The 22,082-nt window shown below is 72.9% G+C and carries 17 protein-coding genes; 5 read left to right on the forward strand and 12 right to left on the reverse strand.

Annotated features, from left to right (window positions below; genetic code table 11):
• Positions 1–208: 208 nt before the first annotated feature.
• Entirely contained in the window at positions 209–2,038 is a 1,830-nt protein-coding gene (locus OG982_RS14895) for an acyl-CoA dehydrogenase (protein WP_266786672.1), read from the reverse strand.
• 185 nt (positions 2,039–2,223) lie between these two features.
• On the opposite strand from OG982_RS14895, the gene OG982_RS14900 reads away from it, so the two are divergent.
• Both OG982_RS14900 and OG982_RS14905 read left to right on the forward strand, forming a co-directional pair.
• Positions 2,224–2,685, forward strand: coding sequence for an SseB family protein (locus OG982_RS14900; RefSeq protein WP_099890461.1), 462 nt, complete (start codon positions 2,224–2,226; stop codon positions 2,683–2,685).
• 173 nt (positions 2,686–2,858) lie between these two features.
• Complete coding sequence (locus OG982_RS14905) at positions 2,859–3,821, forward strand: pirin family protein (protein ID WP_266786671.1); 963 nt, start codon at positions 2,859–2,861, stop codon at positions 3,819–3,821.
• A gap of 24 nt (positions 3,822–3,845) precedes the next feature.
• Here OG982_RS14905 and OG982_RS14910 read toward each other — a convergent pair whose 3' ends face one another.
• Together OG982_RS14910 and OG982_RS14915 are read right to left on the reverse strand one after the other, a co-directional pair.
• Positions 3,846–4,907 carry an AI-2E family transporter gene (locus OG982_RS14910; protein WP_266786670.1) on the reverse strand — a complete coding sequence of 354 codons (1,062 nt, stop codon included), beginning with the start codon at positions 4,905–4,907 and terminating at the stop codon, positions 3,846–3,848.
• 82 nt (positions 4,908–4,989) lie between these two features.
• Positions 4,990–7,233 (reverse strand): SpoIIE family protein phosphatase, encoded by a 2,244-nt coding sequence (locus OG982_RS14915; RefSeq protein WP_266786669.1) that lies wholly within the window; start codon positions 7,231–7,233, stop codon positions 4,990–4,992.
• Between the two features lie 192 nt (positions 7,234–7,425).
• Between OG982_RS14915 and aspS the strand changes: the two genes are divergently transcribed.
• A complete protein-coding gene (gene aspS, locus OG982_RS14920) occupies positions 7,426–9,252 on the forward strand; it encodes an aspartate--tRNA ligase (RefSeq protein WP_266786668.1) in 1,827 nt (608 codons plus the stop codon).
• Between the two features lie 90 nt (positions 9,253–9,342).
• On the opposite strand, the gene OG982_RS14925 is transcribed toward aspS, so the two are convergent.
• Entirely contained in the window at positions 9,343–11,079 is a 1,737-nt protein-coding gene (locus OG982_RS14925) for a VWA domain-containing protein (RefSeq protein ID WP_266948681.1), read from the reverse strand.
• A gap of 407 nt (positions 11,080–11,486) precedes the next feature.
• Between OG982_RS14925 and OG982_RS14930 the strand changes: the two genes are divergently transcribed.
• The gene (locus tag OG982_RS14930) at positions 11,487–13,568 is read left to right on the forward strand and encodes a PhoX family phosphatase (protein WP_266786666.1); all 2,082 of its coding nucleotides are present in this window, start codon (positions 11,487–11,489) and stop codon (positions 13,566–13,568) included.
• A gap of 81 nt (positions 13,569–13,649) precedes the next feature.
• Here OG982_RS14930 and OG982_RS14935 read toward each other — a convergent pair whose 3' ends face one another.
• The 4 genes from OG982_RS14935 to OG982_RS14950 form a co-directional block, all read right to left on the reverse strand.
• Positions 13,650–14,909 (reverse strand): HAMP domain-containing sensor histidine kinase, encoded by a 1,260-nt coding sequence (locus tag OG982_RS14935; RefSeq protein WP_266948682.1) that lies wholly within the window; start codon positions 14,907–14,909, stop codon positions 13,650–13,652.
• Between the two features lie 14 nt (positions 14,910–14,923).
• Positions 14,924–15,634, reverse strand: coding sequence for a hypothetical protein (locus OG982_RS14940; protein WP_266948684.1), 711 nt, complete (start codon positions 15,632–15,634; stop codon positions 14,924–14,926).
• 39 nt (positions 15,635–15,673) lie between these two features.
• Positions 15,674–17,692: an FUSC family protein gene (locus OG982_RS14945; RefSeq protein WP_266786663.1), complete on the reverse strand. Its 2,019-nt coding sequence runs from the start codon at positions 17,690–17,692 to the stop codon at positions 15,674–15,676.
• A gap of 73 nt (positions 17,693–17,765) precedes the next feature.
• The gene (locus OG982_RS14950; protein WP_266948686.1) at positions 17,766–18,593 is read right to left on the reverse strand and encodes a hypothetical protein; all 828 of its coding nucleotides are present in this window, start codon (positions 18,591–18,593) and stop codon (positions 17,766–17,768) included.
• A 211-nt stretch (positions 18,594–18,804) separates the two neighbouring features.
• On the opposite strand from OG982_RS14950, the gene OG982_RS14955 reads away from it, so the two are divergent.
• On the forward strand, positions 18,805–19,215 hold the full coding sequence (locus OG982_RS14955; RefSeq protein ID WP_266948687.1) for a hypothetical protein: 411 nt from the start codon (positions 18,805–18,807) through the stop codon (positions 19,213–19,215).
• 80 nt (positions 19,216–19,295) lie between these two features.
• On the opposite strand, the gene OG982_RS14960 is transcribed toward OG982_RS14955, so the two are convergent.
• The 4 genes from OG982_RS14960 to OG982_RS14975 all read right to left on the reverse strand — a co-directional run bounded on the left by OG982_RS14960 (position 19,296) and on the right by OG982_RS14975 (position 22,029).
• Positions 19,296–19,502 (reverse strand): hypothetical protein, encoded by a 207-nt coding sequence (locus OG982_RS14960; RefSeq protein ID WP_266949999.1) that lies wholly within the window; start codon positions 19,500–19,502, stop codon positions 19,296–19,298.
• A 58-nt stretch (positions 19,503–19,560) separates the two neighbouring features.
• Complete coding sequence (locus tag OG982_RS14965; protein ID WP_266786660.1) at positions 19,561–19,923, reverse strand: hypothetical protein; 363 nt, start codon at positions 19,921–19,923, stop codon at positions 19,561–19,563.
• Between the two features lie 115 nt (positions 19,924–20,038).
• Entirely contained in the window at positions 20,039–20,758 is a 720-nt protein-coding gene (locus tag OG982_RS14970) for a class F sortase (protein WP_266948689.1), read from the reverse strand.
• A 209-nt stretch (positions 20,759–20,967) separates the two neighbouring features.
• Positions 20,968–22,029, reverse strand: a complete 1,062-nt coding sequence (locus OG982_RS14975) for a CdaR family transcriptional regulator (RefSeq protein ID WP_266948691.1) — start codon at positions 22,027–22,029, stop codon at positions 20,968–20,970.
• Positions 22,030–22,082 lie beyond the last annotated feature (53 nt).

Genomic DNA, 22,082 nt, shown 5'->3' on the forward strand with positions numbered 1-22,082 from the left:
GGAAAGCGGCTGCTCAGGAGGTTCCGGAACCCCCTGGTCCGGAGCCCCGGGTCCGGAGCCCCCCGGTCCGGACCCCGGGTCCGGAGCCCGCTGAGCGGGGCACGCCGACGGCCGGGTACGCCGACGGCCGGACCCCCCGTACGGAGGTCCGGCCGTCGGCGTGTGTGACCGGGCGGGCGGTGTCGCCCGGAACCCGGCCGGAACGTGCCTAGAACGCGGCTTCGTCGAGCTCCATGAGGGAGTTGTCGACGGACTCGGCGAGCGAGCGCGCGACCGAGACGTTCGGCAGGATCTGCGACGCGAAGAACTTCGCGGCGGCGATCTTGCCGGTGTAGAAGGGGACGTCCTTCGCGGAGGCGCCGGCGGCCAGCTTCTCGGCGGCCACGGCCGCGCCCTTGAGCAGCAGGTAGCCGACGACCACGTCACCGGACGCCATCAGCAGGCGGGTGGTGTTCTGGCCGACCTTGTAGATGTTCTTGACGTCCTCGCCGGTGGCGGTGAGGTCGACGATCATCTGGCCGACGATGGCCTCCAGGTCCACGGCGGCCTTGGCGAGCGCGTCGCGGGCGCCGGCCAGCTCCTCGCCGCCGACGGCCTCGGCCAGGAACTTCTTGATCGTCTCGGAGAGGACGTTCAGGGAGGCACCCTGGTCGCGGACGATCTTCCGGAAGAAGAAGTCCTGGCCCTGGATCGCCGTGGTGCCCTCGTAGAGGGTGTCGATCTTGGCGTCCCGGATGTACTGCTCGATCGGGTATTCCTGGAGGTAACCGGAACCGCCGAAGGTCTGCAGCGACTGGGCGAGCTGCTCGTACGAGCGCTCCGAGCCGTAGCCCTTCACGATCGGCAGGAGCAGGTCGTTCAGGCCGATCTCGGCGGAGGCGTCCTCGCCCGCGGCCTGCTTGAGCTGGATCGCGTCCTGGACGGAGGCGGTGTACAGCACGAGGGCGCGCATGCCCTCGGCGTACGCCTTCTGCGTCATGAGCGAGCGGCGCACGTCGGGGTGGTGCGTGATGGTGACCTTGGGGGCGCTCTTGTCCATGAAGTTCGCCAGGTCCGGGCCCTGCACGCGCTCCTTGGCGTACTCCAGCGCGTTCAGGTAGCCGGTGGAGAGCGTGGCGATGGCCTTCGTGCCGACCATCATGCGGGCGAACTCGATGATCATGAACATCTGGCGGATGCCGTCGTGCTTGTCACCGATCAGCCAGCCCTTGGCGGGGTGCTGGTCGCCGAAGGTCATCTCGCACGTGTTGGAGGCCTTGAGGCCCATCTTGTGCTCGACGTTCGTCGCGTAGACCCCGTTGCGCTCGCCCAGCTCGCCGGTCTCCCAGTCGAAGTGGAACTTCGGGACGAGGAAGAGGGACAGGCCCTTGGTGCCCGGGCCGTGGCCCTCGGGGCGCGCGAGGACGTAGTGGAGGATGTTCTCCTCCATGTCGTGCTCACCGGACGTGATGAAGCGCTTCACGCCCTCGATGTGCCAGGAGCCGTCCTCCTGCTGGATGGCCTTGGTGCGGCCGGCGCCGACGTCCGAGCCGGCGTCCGGCTCGGTGAGGACCATGGTGGAGCCCCAGCGCTTCTCGACCGCTATCTGCGCGACCTTCTTCTGCGCCTCGTTGCCCTCTTCGAAGAGGATGCCGGCGAACGCCGGGCCGGAGGAGTACATCCAGATGGCCGGGTTCGAGCCGAGCAGCAGTTCCGCGTAGCCCCAGATCAGGGAGCGGGGCGAGGTGGTGCCGCCGATCTCCTCCGGCAGGCCGAGGCGCCAGTACTCCGAGTCCATGAAGGCCTCGTAGCTCTTCTTGAACGAGGCCGGGACCGGCGCGGTGTTGGTGGCCGGGTCGAAGACCGGCGGGTTGCGGTCGGCGTCCGCGAAGGACTCGGCCAGCTCGTTCTCGGCCAGGCGGGCCAGCTCGGAGAGGACGCTCTTGGCGGTGTCGGTGTCCATCTCCTCGAACGGACCGGTGCCGTACAGCTTGTCGCGGCCGAGCACCTCGAAGAGGTTGAACTCGATGTCGCGGAGATTCGACTTGTAGTGCCCCATGGCGACGGCTCCGTTAAGGCTCGGGGAGACAGGTTCCTCGTACATACCAATCGGTAATGTCATGATGCTACCCGCCGGTAATAAGACGCAACCCCTATCGGTCGACTGTGACCAGGGTCAAGCGCGCCGGGAAGTGGCCGGAACGCGTGCCCGGGGGGCCGCGGCCGCTCGGTAGGCTTCGCCCCATGTACGGCTACGACCAGAACGTGAGCGCGGGGCAGCAGCAGTACGCCGCCCCGCAGCAGATGGCCGGCGGGTACGGCGAGCAGCCGCTCTATCCCGAGCCCTCGCCGCCCTCGCTCGCCGACGCGGTGCGGGCCTTCACGACCGGGTCGCTGTCCGCCGAGGACTTCCAGCAGATCTTCGCGACGTCGAAGGTCTACTGCCCGCGCGGCGAGACGCCGGGGTTCCTGGCGCTGCACAACACGCAGCAGCCGGTGATCCCGATGTTCACCACGCTGAAGGAGCTCCGCCGGTACGCCGGCAAGGAGTCCAAGTACTTCGTGATCACGGGCGCCGAGGTGATCGACCTGCTCCCGACCGGGTACGGCTTCGTCCTCGACATGGAGGGCGACCACCGGATGGTGTTCGACGCGAAGGCGGTCGAGCAGATGGTCGACTACGCGATGCGCCGGATGTACGGCTAGCGGGCGCACGCGCGCGCCGCTCGACACCACCTTGAAGCCCGTCCCCGCCGCTCCCCGCGGCGGTGGCGGGCTTCTTCGCGAGCGGCGGGAATGACATCGCGGGGCGCGCTGTTCTGAGGGGTGGCAGAAAGTTCGAGTTTCAACTAAACTCGGCGCAGAAGGAGGTTCCGACCATGCCTGCAGTGACTGTGGAGAACCCGTTGACGCTCCCCCGCGTCGCGGAACCGGCCCCGGAGACCGCCGCCCGCAAGGTGCTGGCCGTCACGACCGCCCCCGGTGGTTTCGAGGGTGAGGGATTCCCGGTGCGCCGCGCGTTCGCCGGGATCAACTACCAGTACCTCGACCCGTTCATCATGATGGACCAGATGGGCGAGGTGGAGTACGCGCCGGGTGAGCCCAAGGGCACCCCGTGGCACCCGCACCGCGGCTTCGAGACCGTCACGTACCTGATCGACGGAACCTTCGTCCACCAGGACAGCAACGGCGGCGGCGGCGTCATCAACGGCGGCGACACCCAGTGGATGACCGCCGGCTCGGGCCTCCTGCACATCGAGGCCCCGCCGGAGTCGCTCGTCGTCAGCGGCGGGCTCTTCCACGGCCTCCAGCTGTGGGTGAACCTCCCCGCGTCCGACAAGATGATGCCCCCGCGCTACCAGGACATCGGCGGCGGCAAGGTCCAGCTGCTCTCCACCCCCGACGGCGGCGCCCTGCTCCGGGTCATCGCCGGCGAGCTGGACGGGCACGAGGGCCCGGGCATCACCCACACGCCGATCACGATGATCCACGCGACCGTCACCCCGGGCGCGCAGGTCACCCTCCCGTGGCGCGAGGACTTCAACGCCCTCGTCTACGTGATGGCCGGGCGCGGCAGCGTCGGCACCGACCGGCGGCCGGTCCACACCGGCCAGACGGCGGTGTTCGGCGAGGGCGGCTCGCTGACCGTCCGCGCCGACGAGTCCCAGGACTCCAACGCCCCCGACCTGGAGGTCATCCTGCTCGGCGGCCGCCCGATCCGGGAGCCGATGGCGCACTACGGGCCGTTCGTGATGAACAGCCGGCACGAGCTCCAGCAGGCCTTCGACGACTTCCAGGCCGGCAAGCTCGGGACCATCCCGACGACGGAGCGCAAGAAGTAGGCCGCACGGCCCCCGGGCCAGTGCTCAGCTCACGGGCCCGGCGGGCGCCTCGTCAGGCGTCCCGTACCGGGCCCGCAGCTCTGAGACCACCCCGAACGCCGCCGCGGTCATCGGTACGGCGAGCAGCATGCCCAGGATCCCGGCGACGCTCGCCCCCACCGTGATCGCCAGCATCACCACGGCCGGATGCATCTGCACGGTCCGGCTCTGGATCATCGGCTGGAGGACGTACCCCTCCAGTATCTGCACGGCCAGCACCACGCCCAGCACCCACAGCCCGATGACCAGGCCCCGGTCGGCGAGCGCGACGAGCACCGCGATCGCGCCCGACAGGATGGCGCCGAGGTAGGGGATGTAGGCGGTGATGAACACCAGCGCGCCCAGCCCGAGCGCGCCGGGTACGCGCAGCACCAGCAGGGCGGCCGTGATGAACACGGCGTCGATCAGGGCCACGAAGGTGGTCCCGCGCATGAAGCCCTCGACGGCCAGGAACGCCCGCCGGGCCATCGCCTCGACGGTGTCGGCGGTGGCGCGCGGGCCGAGCGCGCGCAGGGCGCCGGAGGCCCGGTCGGAGTCGCGCAGGAAGAAGAAGATCAGCACCAGCGCCAGGACGGCGGTCGCGATCAGCTCCCCGACCGCGCTGATGCCGGTGATGACGCCGGAGGCGGCCGTGCCGCCGAACCGGGCCAGCAGCTCCTTGGCGTTGGAGGCCAGGTCCTGCAGCGAGGTCCCGGCGGCCCCGAAGTGCTCGGCGAGGTCCTGGCCGGCCCTGATCAGGGAGTCGATGATCTGGTCGCCGGTGTCGATCAGCGCGCCCACCACGACGTACATGGCCCCGCCGACGACGGCCACGACCGCGAGGCAGGTCAGCGCGGCGGCGAGGGAGCGGTTCACGCCCATCCGGGTCAGCCGCCGGTGCATCGGGCCGAGCAGGGCCGCGCCGAGCAGCGCGAGCAGCGCGGGCGTGACGGCGGCCTGGAAGGTGATGCACAGCCACACGGCGACGGCGGCGACGCCGGTCACCAGCAGGCCGACGACACACCAGGCGGCGAGGCGGCGGACGGGTTCGGGGAGCAGGGTGAACATCCGGTCATCCAACCACGGCCCACGTCCCGCCGAACGTGCCCGGCCCGGCGGCGCGTTGTGCGCCGTCGCAGGTCAACGCCGGTTACGCGCGGACGTCGTTGTCGTCGGCGTTGTCGCTGCCCTCGCTGTCGTCGCCGGCGTCGTTGTCCTCGTTGGTTTCGGGCTGCGGCTTCGAGCGCTCGTACAGCTCGAACCAGGTCGACTTGCCCTCGCCGCGCGGGTCCACGCCCCAGTCGTCGGCGAGCATTTCCATCAGCAGGACCCCGCGTCCGCTCGACGCCATCTCGCCGGGGTGCCGCTTGTGCGGGAGCTCGTCGCTGGCGTCCGCGACCTCGATGCGCAGCCGCCGGGAGCCAGGTTCGCCCACCGCCTCGGCGACGAGCGCGGCGTCCCCGTCCGTGTGCATGAGGACGTTCGTCACCATCTCGGAGACCATCAGCACCGCCGAGTCCACCTGGTCCTCGTCCGCCCAGTCGTGCAGCAGCTCCCGGACCTGGCGCCGGGCGCCCGCGATGCGCTCGGGCTCCGCCTGGGCGACGGTCAGCATGGTGCGCCGGGCCGGGCGCGCCGGCGCGGCGCCGAGGCCGCGGTCCGCGCTCTCACGGCACAGCAGGACGACGGCTATGTCGTCCTCGCGCCGGTCGGCCAGCGGGCCGGTGGTGTGGTGCGAGGAGGGCCCGTGCACCGCCTGCACCAGCAGGTCGGCCAGCTTCTCCAGGCTCTCGGCGTCGTGCGTCTCGGACTCCAGGACGGCGCGCAGCCGCGCCCAGCCGGTGTCGAGGTCGTGGCCGCCGGTCTCGATGAGCCCGTCGGTGCACAGCATCATCGTCTCGCCGGGTTCGAGGATGAACCGGGTGGTGGGGTAGTCGGTGTCCGGGACGATGCCGAGCGGGAGGCCGCCCGCGGTGGGGCGCATCAAGACCGTGCCGTCCGTCATGCGGACGGCGGGGTCGGGGTGGCCGGCGCGGGCCACCTCCAGCACGCCGGTCTCCGGGTCGCACTCCACGTAGAGGCAGGTGGCGAAGCGGGGGCTCTGGAAGTCCGCGTCCATCTCGTCGAAGGCGTCGGGGTCCTCCAGGTCCCGTTCCCGCTCGCGCTCCTGGGAGGAGCAGAGTCCGGCGAGGAAGCGGGAGGCGCGGGACAGCACGGCGTCGGGCCGGTGGCCCTCGGAGGCGTACGCGCGGACCGCGATCCGGAGCTGGCCCATCAGGCCGGCCGCCCGGACGTCGTGGCCCTGGACGTCCCCGATGACCAGCGCGAACCGGCCCGACGGCAGCGGGATCATGTCGTACCAGTCGCCGCCGACCTGGAGGCCGCCGCCGGTCGGGACGTAGCGCGCGGCGATCGTCATGCCCGGGATCTCGGGGCCGAGCTGCGGCATCATCGACCGCTGGAGGCCGGTGGTGAGTTCCCGCTCGGATTCGGCCACCCCGGCGCGCTGGAGGGCCTGGGCCAGCATCCGGGCCACCGTGGTCAGCACGGAGCGCTCGTCGGGGGAGAAGGTCACCGGGTGCTTGAACGCGGCCATCCAGGCGCCCATGGTGCGCCCGGCCACGATCAGCGGGAGGAACGCCCAGGAGACCCGGCCGAAGCGCTGGGCGAGCGGCCAGGTGGCCGGGAAGCGCCGTTTGTACTCCTCGGGGCTGGGGAGGTAGATCGCCCGCCCGGTACGGACGACCTCGGCGGCCGGGTAGTCCGTGTCGAGCCGCATCTGCGCGAAGGGGCCGTCGTCGCCGGCGTCGTGCCCGTGGTGCCCGATGATCGACAGCCGGTCGCCGGCCATCCCGAAGACGGCCAGCCCGTCCGGACTGAAGCCGGGCATGGACAGGGACGCCGCCACCCGCAGCACCTCGGCGGTGGAGCGGGCCTCGGCGAGCGCGCGCCCCGCGTCGAGCAGGAAGGCCTCGCGGGAGCGCCGCCAGTCGCCGGTGATCGGGGTGTGCACGGCGGTGGTGCCGGGCTGGGGCTCGGCGATCTCCTGGATGGTGCCGATCAGCTCGTAGTCCACGCGGCCGTCGGCGCCGCGGTTCTCCATCGGTTTCGAGCGGCTGCGCACGGTGCGCAGCACCCGGCCGTCCTCGTCCATGATCCGCAGGCGGGCCTCGGCGAGGGTGTCCTCGGCGACCGCGAGGGTGACGATGCCGTTGATCTCGTTCCAGTCGACCGGGTGGAACCGGGACCGTACGGCGACCTCCGGGAGGGTGACCGGCTCCGCGGGCAGCCCGAGGAGCCGGGCGGCCACGCTGTCGAGGGTGACCGTTCCGGAGGCGTTGTCCCATCGCCACAGGCCCGTCGCGATGGCGGCCAGGACGTCCTCGGTGCGCACCCGGTCATCTTTACAGGTCCCTCCCGGGTCGTGCCTGCCGTGGTGGCGGGTGCGCGCCCCGTGCGGTCCGGCCGGGTGCCCGGCCGGGTCCCGTTCGGGGGGCGTCGCGGGCGTGCCCGCCCCGCCCCCGGCTCGGGCGGTAACCTTGGGAGGGTTGAATCCACCCTGGTATCGCGAAGAACTGGATGACTGATGCATCGGTACAGGTCCCACACGTGCGGCGAGCTCCGAGCCTCTGACGTCGGCGCCGACGTCCGGCTGAGCGGCTGGCTGCACAATCGTCGAGACCTGGGCGGCATCCTCTTCATCGATCTCCGTGACCACTACGGCATCACGCAGCTCGTCGCCCGCCCCGGCACCGCCGCCGCCGACGTCCTGGACAAGCTGTCCAAGGAGACCGTCGTCCGCGTCGACGGCAAGGTCGTCTCGCGCGGCACCGACAACGTGAACCCCGACCTGCCGACCGGCGAGATCGAGATCGAGGCCGCCGAGGTCGAGGTGCTCGGCGCGGCCGCCCCGCTGCCCTTCACGATCAACACCGACGACGGTGTGAACGAGGAGCGGCGCCTGGAGTACCGCTTCCTCGACCTGCGCCGCGAGCGCATGCACCGCAACATCATGCTGCGCTCGGCCGTCATCGCCTCGATCCGCTCGAAGATGGTGGCCCTCGGTTTCAACGAGATGGCGACCCCGATCCTCACCGCGACCTCCCCCGAGGGCGCCCGTGACTTCGTCGTCCCGTCCCGCCTGAACCCGGGCAAGTTCTACGCCCTGCCGCAGGCGCCGCAGCAGTTCAAGCAGCTGCTGATGATCTCGGGCTTCGACCGCTACTTCCAGATCGCGCCGTGCTTCCGCGACGAGGACGCCCGCGCCGACCGTTCGCCGGGCGAGTTCTACCAGCTCGACGTGGAGATGTCGTTCGTCGAGCAGGAGGACGTCTTCCAGCCGATCGAGCGCCTGATGACCGAGCTCTTCACCGAGTTCGGCAACGGTCGCGAGGTCACCTCGCCGTTCCCGCGGATCCCGTTCCGCGAGTCGATGCTGAAGTACGGCAACGACAAGCCCGACCTGCGCGCCAAGCTGGAGCTCGTCGACATCACCGACGTCTTCGAGGGCTCGGAGTTCAAGGCGTTCGCCGGCAAGCACGTGCGCGCGCTGGCCGTCCCGGACACCGCCGCGCAGCCGCGCAAGTTCTTCGACGGCCTGGGCGAGTACGCGATCTCGCTGGGCGCCAAGGGCCTGGCCTGGGTGCGCGTGGGCGAGGACGGTTCGCTGACCGGCCCGATCGCCAAGTTCCTCACCGAGGAGAACGTCAAGGTCCTGACCGAGCGTCTGGGCCTGGTCCCCGGTCACGCGGTGTTCTTCGGCGCGGGCGAGTTCGACGAGGTCTCCAAGATCATGGGCCCGGTGCGGGTCGAGGCTGCCAAGCGCGCGGGCCAGTTCGAGGAGAACGTCTTCCGGTTCTGCTGGATCGTCGACTTCCCGATGTACGAGAAGGACGAGGAGACGGGCAAGATCGACTTCTCGCACAACCCCTTCTCCATGCCGCAGGGCGGCATGAAGGACCTGGAGGAGAAGGACCCGCTCGACATCCTGGCGTGGCAGTACGACATCGTCTGCAACGGCATCGAGCTGTCCTCCGGCGCCATCCGCAACCACGAGCCCGAGGTCATGCTGAAGGCCTTCGCGATTGCGGGCTACGAGGCGGAGACCGTCGAGCGCGAGTTCGCGGGCATGCTGCGCGCGTTCCGCCTGGGCGCGCCGCCGCACGGTGGCATCGCCCCGGGTGTGGACCGCATCGTGATGCTGCTGGCCGACGAGCCGAACATCCGCGAGACCATCGCGTTCCCGCTGAACGGCAACGCGCAGGACCTGATGATGGGTGCGCCCACGGTCCTGGAGGAGTCGCGGCTGCGCGAGCTGAACATCGCGCTGCGCAAGCCGGTCGAGACGAAGTCGGCGGAGGCGAAGCCGGTCACCGAGGCCGTCCACCCGGACGCCGGGTCGCCGCGCGGCTGATCCCCGCTCGTACGGCAACGCCGAAGGCGGCGCCCCCTCCCGGGCAGGGAGGGGGCGCCGCCTTCTTCGTGTGCGCTGCGCTGCCGCCTGTCAGTACTCCTGGAGCAGGCCCTTGAGGAGGGCGGCCGGGGTCAGCTCGGTGGGCGCGGGGCCGGCGTGGAAGAAGCCGGCGTTGTCGGCGTCCAGCTTGCGCAGGAAGTCGAACGCCTTGTTGTCGTGGTCGCCGAAGGCGACGAACTGCCAGTGCACCTCCGGTGCGGTGGTGGCGGCGTCGGTGATCGCCTGGCGGGCGGGCTGGCGGTTGTCGGGCGCGCCGTCCGTCTGGAACACGACCAGGGCGGGGCCGGTGCCGCCGTCCTTCTGGTAGCGCTCCAGGACGGCCTCCACGGCCACGTGGTAGCTGGTGCGGCCCATGCGGCCGAGTTCGGCGTGGCGGGCCTCGACCCAGGTGTCCTCGTGGGAGTCGAGGGTCAGCTCGGCGGTGCCGTCCAGCTCCGTGGAGAAGAACACGGTGTGCACGGTCGCGTCGGCGTCGAGGTGCGCGGCGAGGGCCAGGGTGTGGTCGGCGAGGTGCTGGGCGCTGCCGTCCTTGTAGAACGGCCGCATCGACCCGGAGCGGTCCAGCACGAGGTACACCTTGGCCCGCGCCCCGGCCTTCCCCTTGCCCCGCAGCACCTGCCCCGCCGCCTTGTACGCGGCGGCGAGCCCGGGCGCCTGGCGCCGCACGGCGGCGAGCGCGTTGGCGGGCCCGTCGGCTTCCGCCGCGACCGGGGCGTCCGCCTCCGCCTCGGGCGCGGGTGCGTCGGCCTCGGCGGCCACCGCCTCCGCCTGGGCGGTGGTGTCCTGGTCGTCGGCCGGGGCCTCGGCCTGCGGCGCGGTGGCGGGTTCCGCCTGCGGCGTGGCGGCCTGGGCCAGCGGCTCCGCTGCTGCCTCGTCCTGCGCCTGCGGCGCGGCAACCTCGGCTGATGCGTCGGCCTCGGCGGCCACTGTCTCCGCCTCGGCGTCCGCCTCCTGCGCCTGCGGCGCGGCGGCCTCGTCGGCTACCGGCTCTGCCTCGGCGGTGGTGTCCTGGTCGTCGGCCGGGGCCTCGGCCTGCGGCGCGGTGGCGGGTTCCGCCTGCGGCGTTGTGGCCTCGGCGGGCGGCTGCGCCGCTGCCTCGTCCTGCGCCTGCGGCGCGGCAACCTCGGCTGATGCGTCGGCCTCGGCGGCCACTGTCTCCGCCTCGGCGTCCGCCTCCTGCGCCTGCGGCGCGGCGGCCTCCTCGGCTACCGGCTCTGCCTCGGCGGCGGTGTCCTGGTCGTCGGCCGGGGCCTCGGCGTCTGCCTCCTGCGCCTGCGGCGCGGCGGCCTCGTCGGCTACCGGCGCCGCTTCGGCGGTGGTGTCCTGGTCGTCGGCCGGGGCGTCGGCGTCCGGCGCGGTGGCGGGTTCCGCCTGGGCGGTGGTGTCCGCCTGCGGCGTTGTGGCCTCGTCCTGCGCCTGCGGCGCGGCAACCTCGGCTGATGCGTCGGCCTCGGCGGCCACTGTCTCCGCCTCGGCGTCCGCCTCCTGCGCCTGCGGCGCGGCGGCCTCAGCGGCTACCGGCTCCGCCTGGGCGGCGGTGTCCGCCTGCGGCGTTGCTGCCTCGGCCTGTGCCTGCGGCGGCGCGGGATCGGCCGGGGTGGGGGTAGGGAGCGGCGCCGCAGGCGAAGGGCGGCGGGCTTCCGGGACCGTGGGGTCCGGGGCGGGGGCGGTCAGGAGGGTGCCCGGTTCACGGTCGCGCGGAGCGGACTGTGGCGGGACCGTCGGGTTGTCGAAGGACGCAGCCACCAGTTCGTGGGCCGCCTCCATTGGGGTGCGTTCCGCCTGGCTCGGGACAGCCGCCGAAGTGGCGTCCGTAGTCTCCGGTACTGGCTCCGCAGACCGTCCGAACACCTTGCGCAACAAGCTCCGAATACCCATGGGCCAGGCCTTTCGCATGAGTGCGTGCGTCAATTTGTCCGTACTGCGCGGTAGATCCCTGCCCAGAGTGGACACGTAAGGTTATCGGCCCCGTGGCTGGATCTTCGGCAGGGTCGGCTTTCGTGGCGCCCAGCGCCCAAACACGCACAACCCCGGCCCGAACTTCCGCACCGACGTGCCGGGTTCACCGGTCGTTCATCCCAGCGCCGCCGCATCGGCGCAACCCCCGCCTACCGTCACGGCTGGATTTGTACCGACACGTTGTCGGCGCCCACGCAGCTACTCGGAGGACTCTCGTGCGCAAGCTCCTGCCGTTCATCGGCAACCAGCATGGTGGCGGCCGTTCCGCCCTCACCTGCCGCTACCGCTGCGGTGACGCCTGCTTCCACGAGGTGCCCAACACCAGCGACAACGAGTACGCCGGCGATGTCATAGCCCGCGCCTACTCCCGCCGCTCCATGCTGCGCTCCGCCGCCGTCGTGACGGTCGCCTCCGCCGCCGGTACCGCGATCACCCTCGGTGGTGACAGTACCTCCGCCAACGCCACTCCCGCCACCGCCGCGAAGGGTTCCGGTTCCGGCTCCGACGGCGCCCGCGGCCTGCGCTTCAAGCCGGTCGCGCCGAACACCGCCGACCAGGTCACCATCCCCGAGGGCTACGAGCAGAACGTGGTCATCCGCTGGGGCGAGCCGATCGTCAAGGGCGCCCCCGCGTTCAACGCCGACAAGCAGACCGCCGCCGCCCAGGCCGGTCAGTTCGGCTACAACAACGACTTCCTGAGCCTCCTCCCGTACGGCGACGACTACGAGCGCCGCCAGATCCTCGTGGCCAACCACGAGTACACGGACGAGAACCTCATGTTCAAGGCCTACGACCCGGCCAACCCCACCCGCGAGCAGGTCGAGATCGCCTGGGCCGCGCACGGCCTGTCCGTGGTCGTCGTCCAGGAGGACCACCGCAGCGGCAAGCTGACCGCGGTCTCCCGCCACCAGCTCAACCGCCGTCTGACCGCGACCAGCGTGTTCAAGATGACCGGCCCGGCCGCCGGCAGCGCGCTGCTGAAGACCTCGGTCGACTCCACCGGCACCAAGGTGCTCGGCACCCTGAACAACTGCGCCGGCGGCACCACCCCGTGGGGCACCACCCTCCACGGCGAGGAGAACTTCAACCAGTACTTCGGCAACGCCGCCCAGGTCACCGACCCGGCCCAGGCTGCCCGCCTGAAGCGCTACGGCGTGACCACCGGCGCCACCGAGCGCAAGTGGGAGCGGTTCGACAAGCGCTTCGACGTGGCGCAGGAGCCCAACGAGTCGCACCGCTTCGGCTGGGTCGTCGAGCTCGACCCGTACGACCCGAACTCCACCCCGCGCAAGCGCACCGCGCTCGGCCGCTTCAAGCACGAGGCCGCGCAGCCCCGCCTGACCGAGGACGGCCGCCCGGTCGTCTACATGGGCGACGACGAGCGCTTCGACTACTTCTACAAGTTCGTCTCGTCGAAGCAGATGAAGAAGGGCGACTCGCGCGCCGCGAAGGAGCACAACCTCACGCTGCTCGACGAGGGCACCCTCTACGTCGCCAAGCTCACCGGTGACTCCCCGGCCGCCGAGATCGACGGCTCGGGCAAGCTGCCCTCCGACGGCCAGTTCGACGGCTCCGGCGTCTGGATCAAGCTCGCCACCGGCAACGTCTCGCACGTCGAGGGCATGACCGCCGAGGAGGTGTACGTCTTCACGCGCATGGCCGCCGACAAGGTGGGCGCCACGAAGATGGACCGCCCCGAGGACGTCGAGCCGTCCCCGCGCACGGGCCGCGTCTACATCGCGCTGACCAACAACACCGACCGCGGCAAGGCCGGCAAGGAAGGCGCGACCGAGCCCAACCCGCGCAACCTGAACAAGCACGGCCAGATCCTGGAGCTCGCCGAGAACTTCGACGACCCGGCGGGCGACGGCTTCGCCTGGCGGCTCTTCCTGGTCGCCGGTGACCCGGGCGACCCGGCCACCTTCTTCGCGGGCTTCCCGAAGGACAAGGTCAGCCCGATCTCCTGCCCCGACAACGTGGCCTTCGACCCGCACGGCAACCTGTGGATCTCCACCGACGGCAACCAGCTCGGCTCGCACGACGGCCTGTTCGGCGTCGCGACCGCCGGTGACCGCCGCGGTGAGCTGAAGCAGTTCCTGACCGTGCCGCGCGGCGCCGAGACCTGTGGCCCGCTGATCCAGGACAAGCGCGTCCTGGTGTCGGTCCAGCACCCGGGTGAGATCGACGGCGCGTCCGTCGAGAAGCCGCAGTCGGTGTGGCCCGACGGTCCGGGCAAGATCGTCCGCCCGGCGGTCGTGTCCGTGTGGCGCAAGGACGGCAAGAACATCGGTGTCTGAGCAGTCGAGTTGACCGCTTGAACCACGGCCGCGGGCCATGTTCCACGTGGATGTTTCACGTGAAACATGGCCCGTCGGCGTTCAACTGCCGTCCGTCAGACGGCCGACGGGGAGGCCGAGAGTGGTCAGCGCGCCCCCGTCCGGGGCGTTGGCGAAGGTCAGGGTGATGTCCAGGACCGCCGCCTGCCCGACGACGATGGTCAGGCCCAGTCCGTGGCCGCGCCCGCGCCCCGGGTCCCCGGTACGGAAGCGCTGCGGTCCCTGCTCGATCAGCTCGGGCGGGTAGCCGGGGCCGTGGTCGCGGACCACCACGACCGGGCCCTGAACCGTCACCTCGATCGGCGGCCGGCCGTGCTTGTCGGCGTTGACCAGCAGGTTGGCCAGGATGCGGTCCAGGCGGCGCCGGTCGGTGAGCACCACCGCGTCCCGCAGCACCTCGACGGATGCGGGCAGCCGGGTGCCCTCGACGGCTCGCCGCACCGCCCGGCCGAGTTCCACGCGGGCCAGGTCGGCCCGCTCGACCCCGGACTCCAGCCGGGAGATCTCCAACAGGTCCTCGGTCAGCAGGTGCAGCGCCTTGAGCCGGTCGTTGATCATCTCCTTGGGGCGGCCCTCCGGCAGCAGGGCCGCCGCGGCCAGGGATCCCGTGAGCGGGGTCCGCAGCTCGTGCGCCACGTCCGCCGTGAAGCGCTTCTCGGCCTCCAGCCGCCCCTGGAGCGAGGCGGCCATCGAGTCGAGGGCCTGTGCCACGTCCCGCACCTCGTCCCGGGAGGGCGGGCGGCGCGGGTCCTGGCCCTCTTCCGGCAGGCCCACGCGCGCGTCGAGGTCGCCGGTGCTGATCCGGCGGGCCACGGCGGCCGTCCTGGCGAGGCGGCGGCTGATCTGGTTGGCGAGGAACAGGCCGGCCAGTGCCACCACACCGGCGGCGAGCACCGACGACGCCAGGATGGCGGTGTCGATGTCGCGCAGCCGGGCGCGGGTGCTCTCGTAGGGGAGCCAGACGGCGAGGGCCCGGTCGTCGGCGGGCCCGGCGGCCCACATCACGGGTTTGCCCGCCCGCTCGCCGACCATGCTGCCGGTCAGTCCCTTCGCGACGAGGGCGCTCAGCGGCTCCGGGAGGTCGGGCGGGTTCAGGGAGGAGTTCACGTCGCCGTGGGTGGTGCCGTACTGGTAGTGGCCGAGGGCGTGGTCCAGTTCGCGGTCGGCGTCCTTGCGGACCTCCCCGACGATCTGCCGGGCCACCACGTTGTGCACCAGGATCCCGAGCACGGCCGCGACCGCGCAGCACACCGCCGTGGTGGTCAGGGCGATCTTCCAGCGCAGACTGCTGATCACCCGCATCCGCCGCCGCCTCCTCAGACCGTGCTCGGGGCGCAGGAGTCGGGGCCGTCGGTGTGGCACGCGTCGAGGGTGAGCTGGGAGAGGTTCATGACTCCGGCCGCGGGGTCCCAGACGTAGTCGGAGACGGCGACCTGCTCCGGGTTCGAGGTCGGCTCGCGCACCGCGAGGTGCTCGGCGGCGACCTCCACGCCTTCCAGTACGGCCCGCCGGGACAGGATCCGGGCGATCACCCCGTCGTCGCGGACGGTGTAGACGCGCAGCTCGCTCAGCCGCCCGTCGAGGTCCAGGGCGGTGATCAGCTCCTCCTTGCCGTTGCCCGTCACGTCCCGCAGGACGGCGGGGCGCACCGGGCAGTCGGGACCGCCGTCCACAGTCTGTGTACAGAGCGAGAGCCGCTGGACCGCCCGGGGGTCCACCAGCCGCCCGGTGCCGCCGTCCTGCTCGGCGGAGGAGGTGATGTCGGCCCGTACGACCTCCAGGGCGTTCGCGTCCCGCATGCTGCCGCCGGCCACCTTGTCCAGGCCCGGCACCACGGCGGCGGTGCCCGGTTGCTGGCCGGCGGGCGGCGGGTCGGGGTGAATGTCCTTCCACAGGGTCTGCGGGGCGCGCACCGTGCCCAGGTCGCCCTCGCTGTGCAGCCCCTCGACGTCGGCGCAGCCGGCCGCCGCCGCGAGGGCGGCGGCGAGGGCCGGTACGGCCAGGACGCGGGGCAGGGGGTGCCGCATGTACCGATGCTCTCCCGCCCCGGGCCGGCGGGCCCGGGCTCAGGGCCGTTCGGGGGAAGGGGCGGCGATCGCGCGGGCCGCCGCGATCTCCTGGCGCACCGGGGCCAGCACCGAGGCGGGGTCCTCGTCCCCGCCGCCCGCGGGCGGGGTGCGGACGGCTGCCGGGGTCCGGCTGCTGCGCACGCCTTCCGCCAGGCCGTGCAGCTCGGTGACGGCGGCGCTCACCTCGCCGGGGCCGGGTGCCTCGGCCCCGTGGTTGACCCGGACCCGGGCGGCCGTCGTCGCGTCCACGATCCGCTCGACGGCCACCACCAGCGGCCACCACGCGGCGGCCCGCGCCCCCGTCGGGGGCGGTTCGGTCAGGGCCCGCTGGAACTCGCTCCGTACGCCCGACAGGTCCCGGTAGATCCGGCGCCGGGCCTGGAGCCGCGCCGTCCGCGCCGCCTGCCGTCCGCCCTCCGTGTCGGGGGTCACCCCGCCGAACGCCCGCTCCACGTACCGGGCGGCGTCGTCCACGGTGTCGGCGAGCCGGTCCCCGATCCGGGTGCGCCAGCTTTCCGGCCACAGCAGGTAGCCCGCGATCAGGGTGATGGCGCAGCCGATCAGACTGTCCAGCAGCCGGGGCCGGATCAGGTCGAAGCCCTGGTGGTTGAGCTGGTCCGAGAGCAGCAGGATCACCGGGGTGATCGCGGCGGTCTGGAAGGCGTACCCCTTCACGGAGAACACGGGGATCAGCGCGCCGAGCACCACCATCACCGGGACGTCCCACCAGCCGCGCGGCACCTCGGCGAGGACGGCGGCCGCGACGACCAGCCCGCCCGCCGTGCCCAGCGCACGCAGCAGGGCCCGCGAGAACACCGAGCCGAAGTCGGGCTTGAGGACGAAGGTGACCGTCAGCGCCACCCAGTAGGACCGTTCGAGCTCCACCACCGAGACCAGGATCTGCGCCAGCCCGATGCACAGCGCGAGCCGCAGCCCGTACCGCCAGGACGCCCCGGACAGCATCATGTCGCGCACGGCCCGCCGGGCCCGCACCCCCAGCGCGGCGGGCCGGCCGAGCCGGTCGTCCACGTTGTGCAGGTCCGGCTCGGGCAGCAGCACGATGGTCGCGGCGTGCCGCAGCGCGGCGTCGATGGCGCGCTCGGACGGGCTGTGCGCCGGGGGCAGCGACAGCGCGGGCGTCCCGGTGCGGCCCTCCTCCACGGCCACCGCCAGCTCCCGCACCGCGGCCGGGATCTGCGGCGGCAGCGGCCGGCCCCGCAGGTGCGCGGCGGGCGCGGCCTCCACCAGCGGGATCACCACGTTGAGCTGGGCCAGCATCCGCACCAGGGACGGGCTGCGGCCGTGCACCCGGGCGCGGCGGCCGAGCACCAGGTCGTAGGCCTGGTTGAGGGCGTGGGTGACCTGTTGGCGACACTCCTCGTACCCGGGGCCGCCGGCGGCCGCCAGGGTGTCGGCGAGTGCCCGGTAGGTGGCGGCGACGGCGGCCCGCTCGGGCTGTCTGCCGCGCAGCGGCCAGCCCAGCAGGCTCAGCGCGAGGACGAACAGGCCGCCCGCGCCGAGCAGCAGCGGCGCGGTCCACCAGGGCCGCGGCAGCGGCAGCCCGGCGCCGACGACGGCGTTGAGCAGGAGCAGCAGCCCGGACACGGAGGCGACCGTGCCGATCGAGGAGATCATCCCGGAGACGAGGGCGACCAGGGTGAGGACACCGACGGCGACCCAGCCGTGGCCGAACACCAGGGTGCCGAGGGCGACGCCGACCGCGCCGAAGAGCTGCGGCACGGCGATGTTCAGGACCCGCATCCGGTAGGCGTCGGCGGTGTCGCCGATCACCCCGGACAGGGCGCCCATGGAGACGAGCGCCCCGTACTCGGGCTCGTCCAGGGCGAAGCCGACGGCCAGCGGGGCGGCCAGCGCGATGCCGGCCCGCGCCGCGGCCGCCCACGGGACCGGGGCACTGCTCGGCCGCAGTCCTTTGAGGAGCCAGGCGGGCGGGGCGAGTGCGGGGTGCCGGGGTCGCCCGGACGGTATGTGCTCGGTGCGTCGTTCGGTGGTCATTCCCGTTTCCGTGCCGCCGCTCGCGAATCGGTTCTTCTGGGGTGTAGTGCGGAGTTCTCGGTACGTTCCGAGCTTATGGGGTGCGGCGCACCCGGCCGACAACCCATGCGGCAAGGGCGGCCGCGAGGCCGATGGCGAGGATCACCCAGGCGGTGGTGCGCAGGAACGCGGTCAGGGCGTCGTACACCGCCTCGGCCGCCCGCGGATCGATGTCGGCCGGCAGGTCGTCGAGGGTGAGCCGGCGGCACACGTACACCGCGATCCACAGCAGGACGGCGCCGGCGGCGACGCCGAGCCCGGTGGCGATCACGGCCCGGCGGCGCCGGACGGCGACGGCGATCGCCGCCGCGGCCAGCACCACGGTCAGCGCGGGAAGCCAGACACCGGAGACCTGGAGCATGCGGAAACCCTTCCGGAGCGCGCCGAGGTCGTCGTACTCCATGACCTTGACCGAGAGGTGGCTCACCGGGATGCGGTCGGCGAAGGGCACCTCGTCGGCGACGAGCTCCCCCTTGACCTGGGCTATGACGGGCGCGAGGTCGATGCTGACGGCGTCCCCGTGGCCGGTGGTGAGCGCGTTGAGGAACGCGGCGTGCGCGGCGCGGTTGGCCGCGTCCCAGGCGGTGCGGTAGGCGGGCGTCCCGGCGAAGGAGCGCAGGGCCTCGCCGAGCAGGGCGTCCACCCCGCCCTGGAAGGGGCCCGCGTCGATCTGCCCGGAGAGCCCGCGGGTGACCTGGGTGACGACGACGCCCTGCACGGCCGGGTTCCCGGCGAGCGGGGCCATGGCGGCGGTGTAGCGGTCGGCGTTTCCCAGCTCACGGTCGGCCCAGTACGCGACGGCGCTCGCGGGCACGAGGAGGGCCACGAGCGTGATGAGTACCGCCGACAGGAAGGTGCGCACGTCACCAGGGAAAGGCGGCCGGGCGCCGGGCGCGAGCGGTGTTGCTGCGGGCGGGTGGCGCCCCGGCGCGCCCCCGCCTCGCCCAATCCCGCCCCCGCCTCGCTCCGTCCCGCCCCCGCGTCGCCCCCGGACCCGGCGGGCCAGGGGGATGATCCAGTTGCCGGTCGGGGGCGACGGGTGTGCTCTTGAGGCTGGGAGAGAGGAGCCCGTCATGGCACATGCGGCACCCACCGCCTCGCAGCGGTACCGGCAGTCGTTGACGGACAACGCGAAGCACGTGAACGTCTTCTCCTTCGCGGGCCCGCTGGTCCTCGGACTCTTCTACGGGCTCTGGGCCGCCTTCCTCGAGCGCGACAAGGGTCCGGTCACCGTGGCCAACGTCTTCTACGGCATCCTGTGCGGCGTGCTCTTCGCCGCCTGCCTGTTCGGCCTCGACCGGATGGGCACCAAAATGCTCGCGGAGCTGCGCGCCGCCGCGTACGGAGCCTTCGGAGGCGTCGCCATGGGCTACCTGTACAGCCTCACCGGGCAGTCCATCCTCCGCTCCGTCACGATGGGCCTCGTGGTCGGCGCCGCCGTCGGAGCGGGAGCCTTTTACCGGTTCCACACGCGCGAGCCCTGACCGGGCCCGCTCCGTACCGCCGGCGGGCGGGAACCGGCGTACGCCCGAGGCGTGCGGCCGGTTCCCGCCCCGGTGTGCGGTTACGCGGCCGAGTCGGCGGGGGCGGTCTGGCGGCGTTCGCTCGTCTCGGACGAGCCGGACTCGGCGTTGGAGTCGGCACCCGGCTCGCACTCGCGGGCGGCCGGGGTGTTCGCCGCCGGGGCTTCGGCCTTGCGGACCTGCGGGGTGAAGCGGGCGGCCTCGGCGCGGATCATCGCGTTCAGGGCGGCGTACGGGTCGATGGGCATGGCGGAACCTCACGTGTTCGAGGGGGGTGTGGGGGGTGCGCGCTGCTGCTCGGCCCGCTCAGCAGCGCAGGACCACACTCCGCACCGTCCGCCCGGACAGCGCCGGTTCGGCCGTCCCGAACGAGGCCACCCGCGTGGGCCCGTTCGGGTGTTTCACGTGAAACACCGCCCGCGGCAGTTGCCGCGCACCCGGAAGCACCCGCGCGACCGTCCGTACGGCGGCCCGCACTTCGGGGTCCGCGGCGGGATCGGAGGGGCTCTCGGTGGGCTCGGCCGGGGCGGTGGAGGAGGCCGGACGGGAGTCCGCGACCGTCGTGGCGGCGGGTCCGGCACCGAAGACGCAGAGCAGCACGACACAGGCCACCGTCAGGGCCTTCGCCATCACCGCCCGGGTCTGCCGGGCATACCGCGCGCCGCTCATGCCCGCTCTGTGCCCCGCCGCGCCGCAGGACTTGCCGCCCGGGCCGTGTTCGTCCCCCGACCGGGGGAGGAAGACACCCCCCTCGGCTGACAGCGGGACGCCGCGCACCGCGCCGTCAGCCGGTGCGGTGACGGCCGGTGAGCCGCGCCAGCACGGCGCTCTCGCCGCCGAGCAGCCGCAGCCCGGCCCGCCGCTGACCTGGCGCGGACCTGGACCGGGACCGGGACGAGGACACCGGCGCGGAAGCGGGCCCGCCCGGATCCGCCTGGGCACCCGGGACACCGGCGGGCGAGACGCGCTCCACGGTGAACACGGCCGTACGGTGATCCGCGCGGGCGATCTCGATGGTGTCCCCGCGTCGCAGCCCGGCGAGGTGCAGCCCGTTGCCGGTGACGACGGCGATGCCGGCCGCTCCCGGCGTCGGGCCGGCGGCGTCCCAGATGACGCCGGACCCCTCCGCGAGCGCCGCCTCCCCGGCCCCGGTACCGGCCCCTGCTCCGGTCCCCGCTCCGGCTCCCGCTCCGGCCCCGGTTCCGGTTCCGGTCAGCGGTACGTCCACGCCCAGGCTCGGGATCCGCAACCGCAGGGGCCGCGCCGAGCGCAGGGGTGCGATCCCGCTCCGCGCGGGCCCGGCCCCCTTGCCGGGGGCGTGCTCGCCGGCCTGCTCGAACTGCCGGACCAGTCGCCGGTGCCCGGACAGGCCCAGCGCGTGCGAGGGGAGCGCGTCGGCGGTGGTGGCCGTGGGCGCGGCTCCCTCCGTGCCGCGCAACATCCCTACACCGGTGCAGAGCAGAGTGACCGTCAGCCCACCGACGACCCACTTGGCGCGGGGCATGGCATTCCCTCCTGGTCGTCCGGCCCGGGCGGCCGGGTCCTGTGAGCAGTGGACCGTCCTCTGCCCATCCGCACATCGGCAAACGCGTGGGACCGAGGGGACGTCACCGGTGTGTCGTACCCGGCGTCCGACGTCTCGGCAGGTCGCGGCGGGTGTGAGCGTGCCGCCCCGAGGGATCGCGGGCGTACCGCCGAACGGGTGAGGGGCGGCTACAACGGGCGCTCGGGCCAGTCCAGCAGGCGGGCGCCGATCACCGCGGTCTGGAGGGTGTAGCGCTGCACGGGGTCGCCCGGATCGGTCCCCGTCAGCCGGTGGATGCGCTCCAGCCGGTACGTCAGGGCCCGCACGCTCAGGTTCAGCCGCCGGGCCGCCTCGGCGCCGACGCAACCGGAGTCGAAGTACGCGGTCAGGGTGTCCAGCAGCGGGCGGGCCCCGCCGCGTCCGGCGCGCAGCGGCCCCAGCACGCTCAGCACCAGATCGGCCATCGCGGCCCGGTCCCGGGCCAGTACCGGGAAGACCAGCAGGTCGGCGGCGCGCAGCACGGGTCCCTCGAACCCCAGCCGGTCCGCGAGGTCGAGGGCGCCGCGGGCTTCCTCGTACGAGGTGACCACCCCGCCCGCGCCGGGGTGCGGGCGGCCGATCGCGATGAGCCCGCGTTCGCCGGCCGCCGCGTACGCCTGCTTCGCGAAGGCGCGCAGCACGTCATCCTGGTCGCCCGAGGCGACGCAGATGAGCAGCCCGTCCTTGGTGGCGAGGAGCACCGACCGGTCGCCGAACAGCCCGGTCAGCGCCGTCTCCACGCGCCGGATGGCCCGGCCGGTGTCCTCGTACGGCTCCGGTCCGCGCGCGACGGCCACCGCGTGGGCGTGCGCCAGGTGCAGGCCGAAGCGGGCCGCGCGTTCGCTGAGCCGGCCGAGGTCGCTGCGGCCGAGCAGCAGGTCGTCGATGAACTCCCGCCGGGCCGCCTCCTCCTGGCGCACCGCCAGCCGCTGGGCCCGCTCGTGGCCCTCGGCGAAGGCGTCGACGGCCTGTTCCACCGCGGCCATCACGTGGTCGGGGGTGATCCGCCCGCCGAGCGCCGCCCGGGTCGCGGCGAGGTGCGCGCCGACCAGGGCGCGGAGCCCGTATCCGGCCTCGGCGGCCTTCTCGCCGCAGGCGCGCCGGTCGTCGAGTTCGTCCCGCCCTGCCCGCCGGCCGGTCGCCGCCACCGAGTCGAGGATCCGGACGAAGCCCGCCACGTACTCCTCGGGTATCTCCTGCCCTGCCGCCACACCAGCCCCTGAACATCGCCCGAAACCCTCATTCTCGCCGGTCGCGGGAGGGC

The sequence above is a fragment of the Streptomyces sp. NBC_01551 genome, assembly GCF_026339935.1.
In the GTDB taxonomy this organism is placed as follows: domain Bacteria; phylum Actinomycetota; class Actinomycetes; order Streptomycetales; family Streptomycetaceae; genus Streptomyces.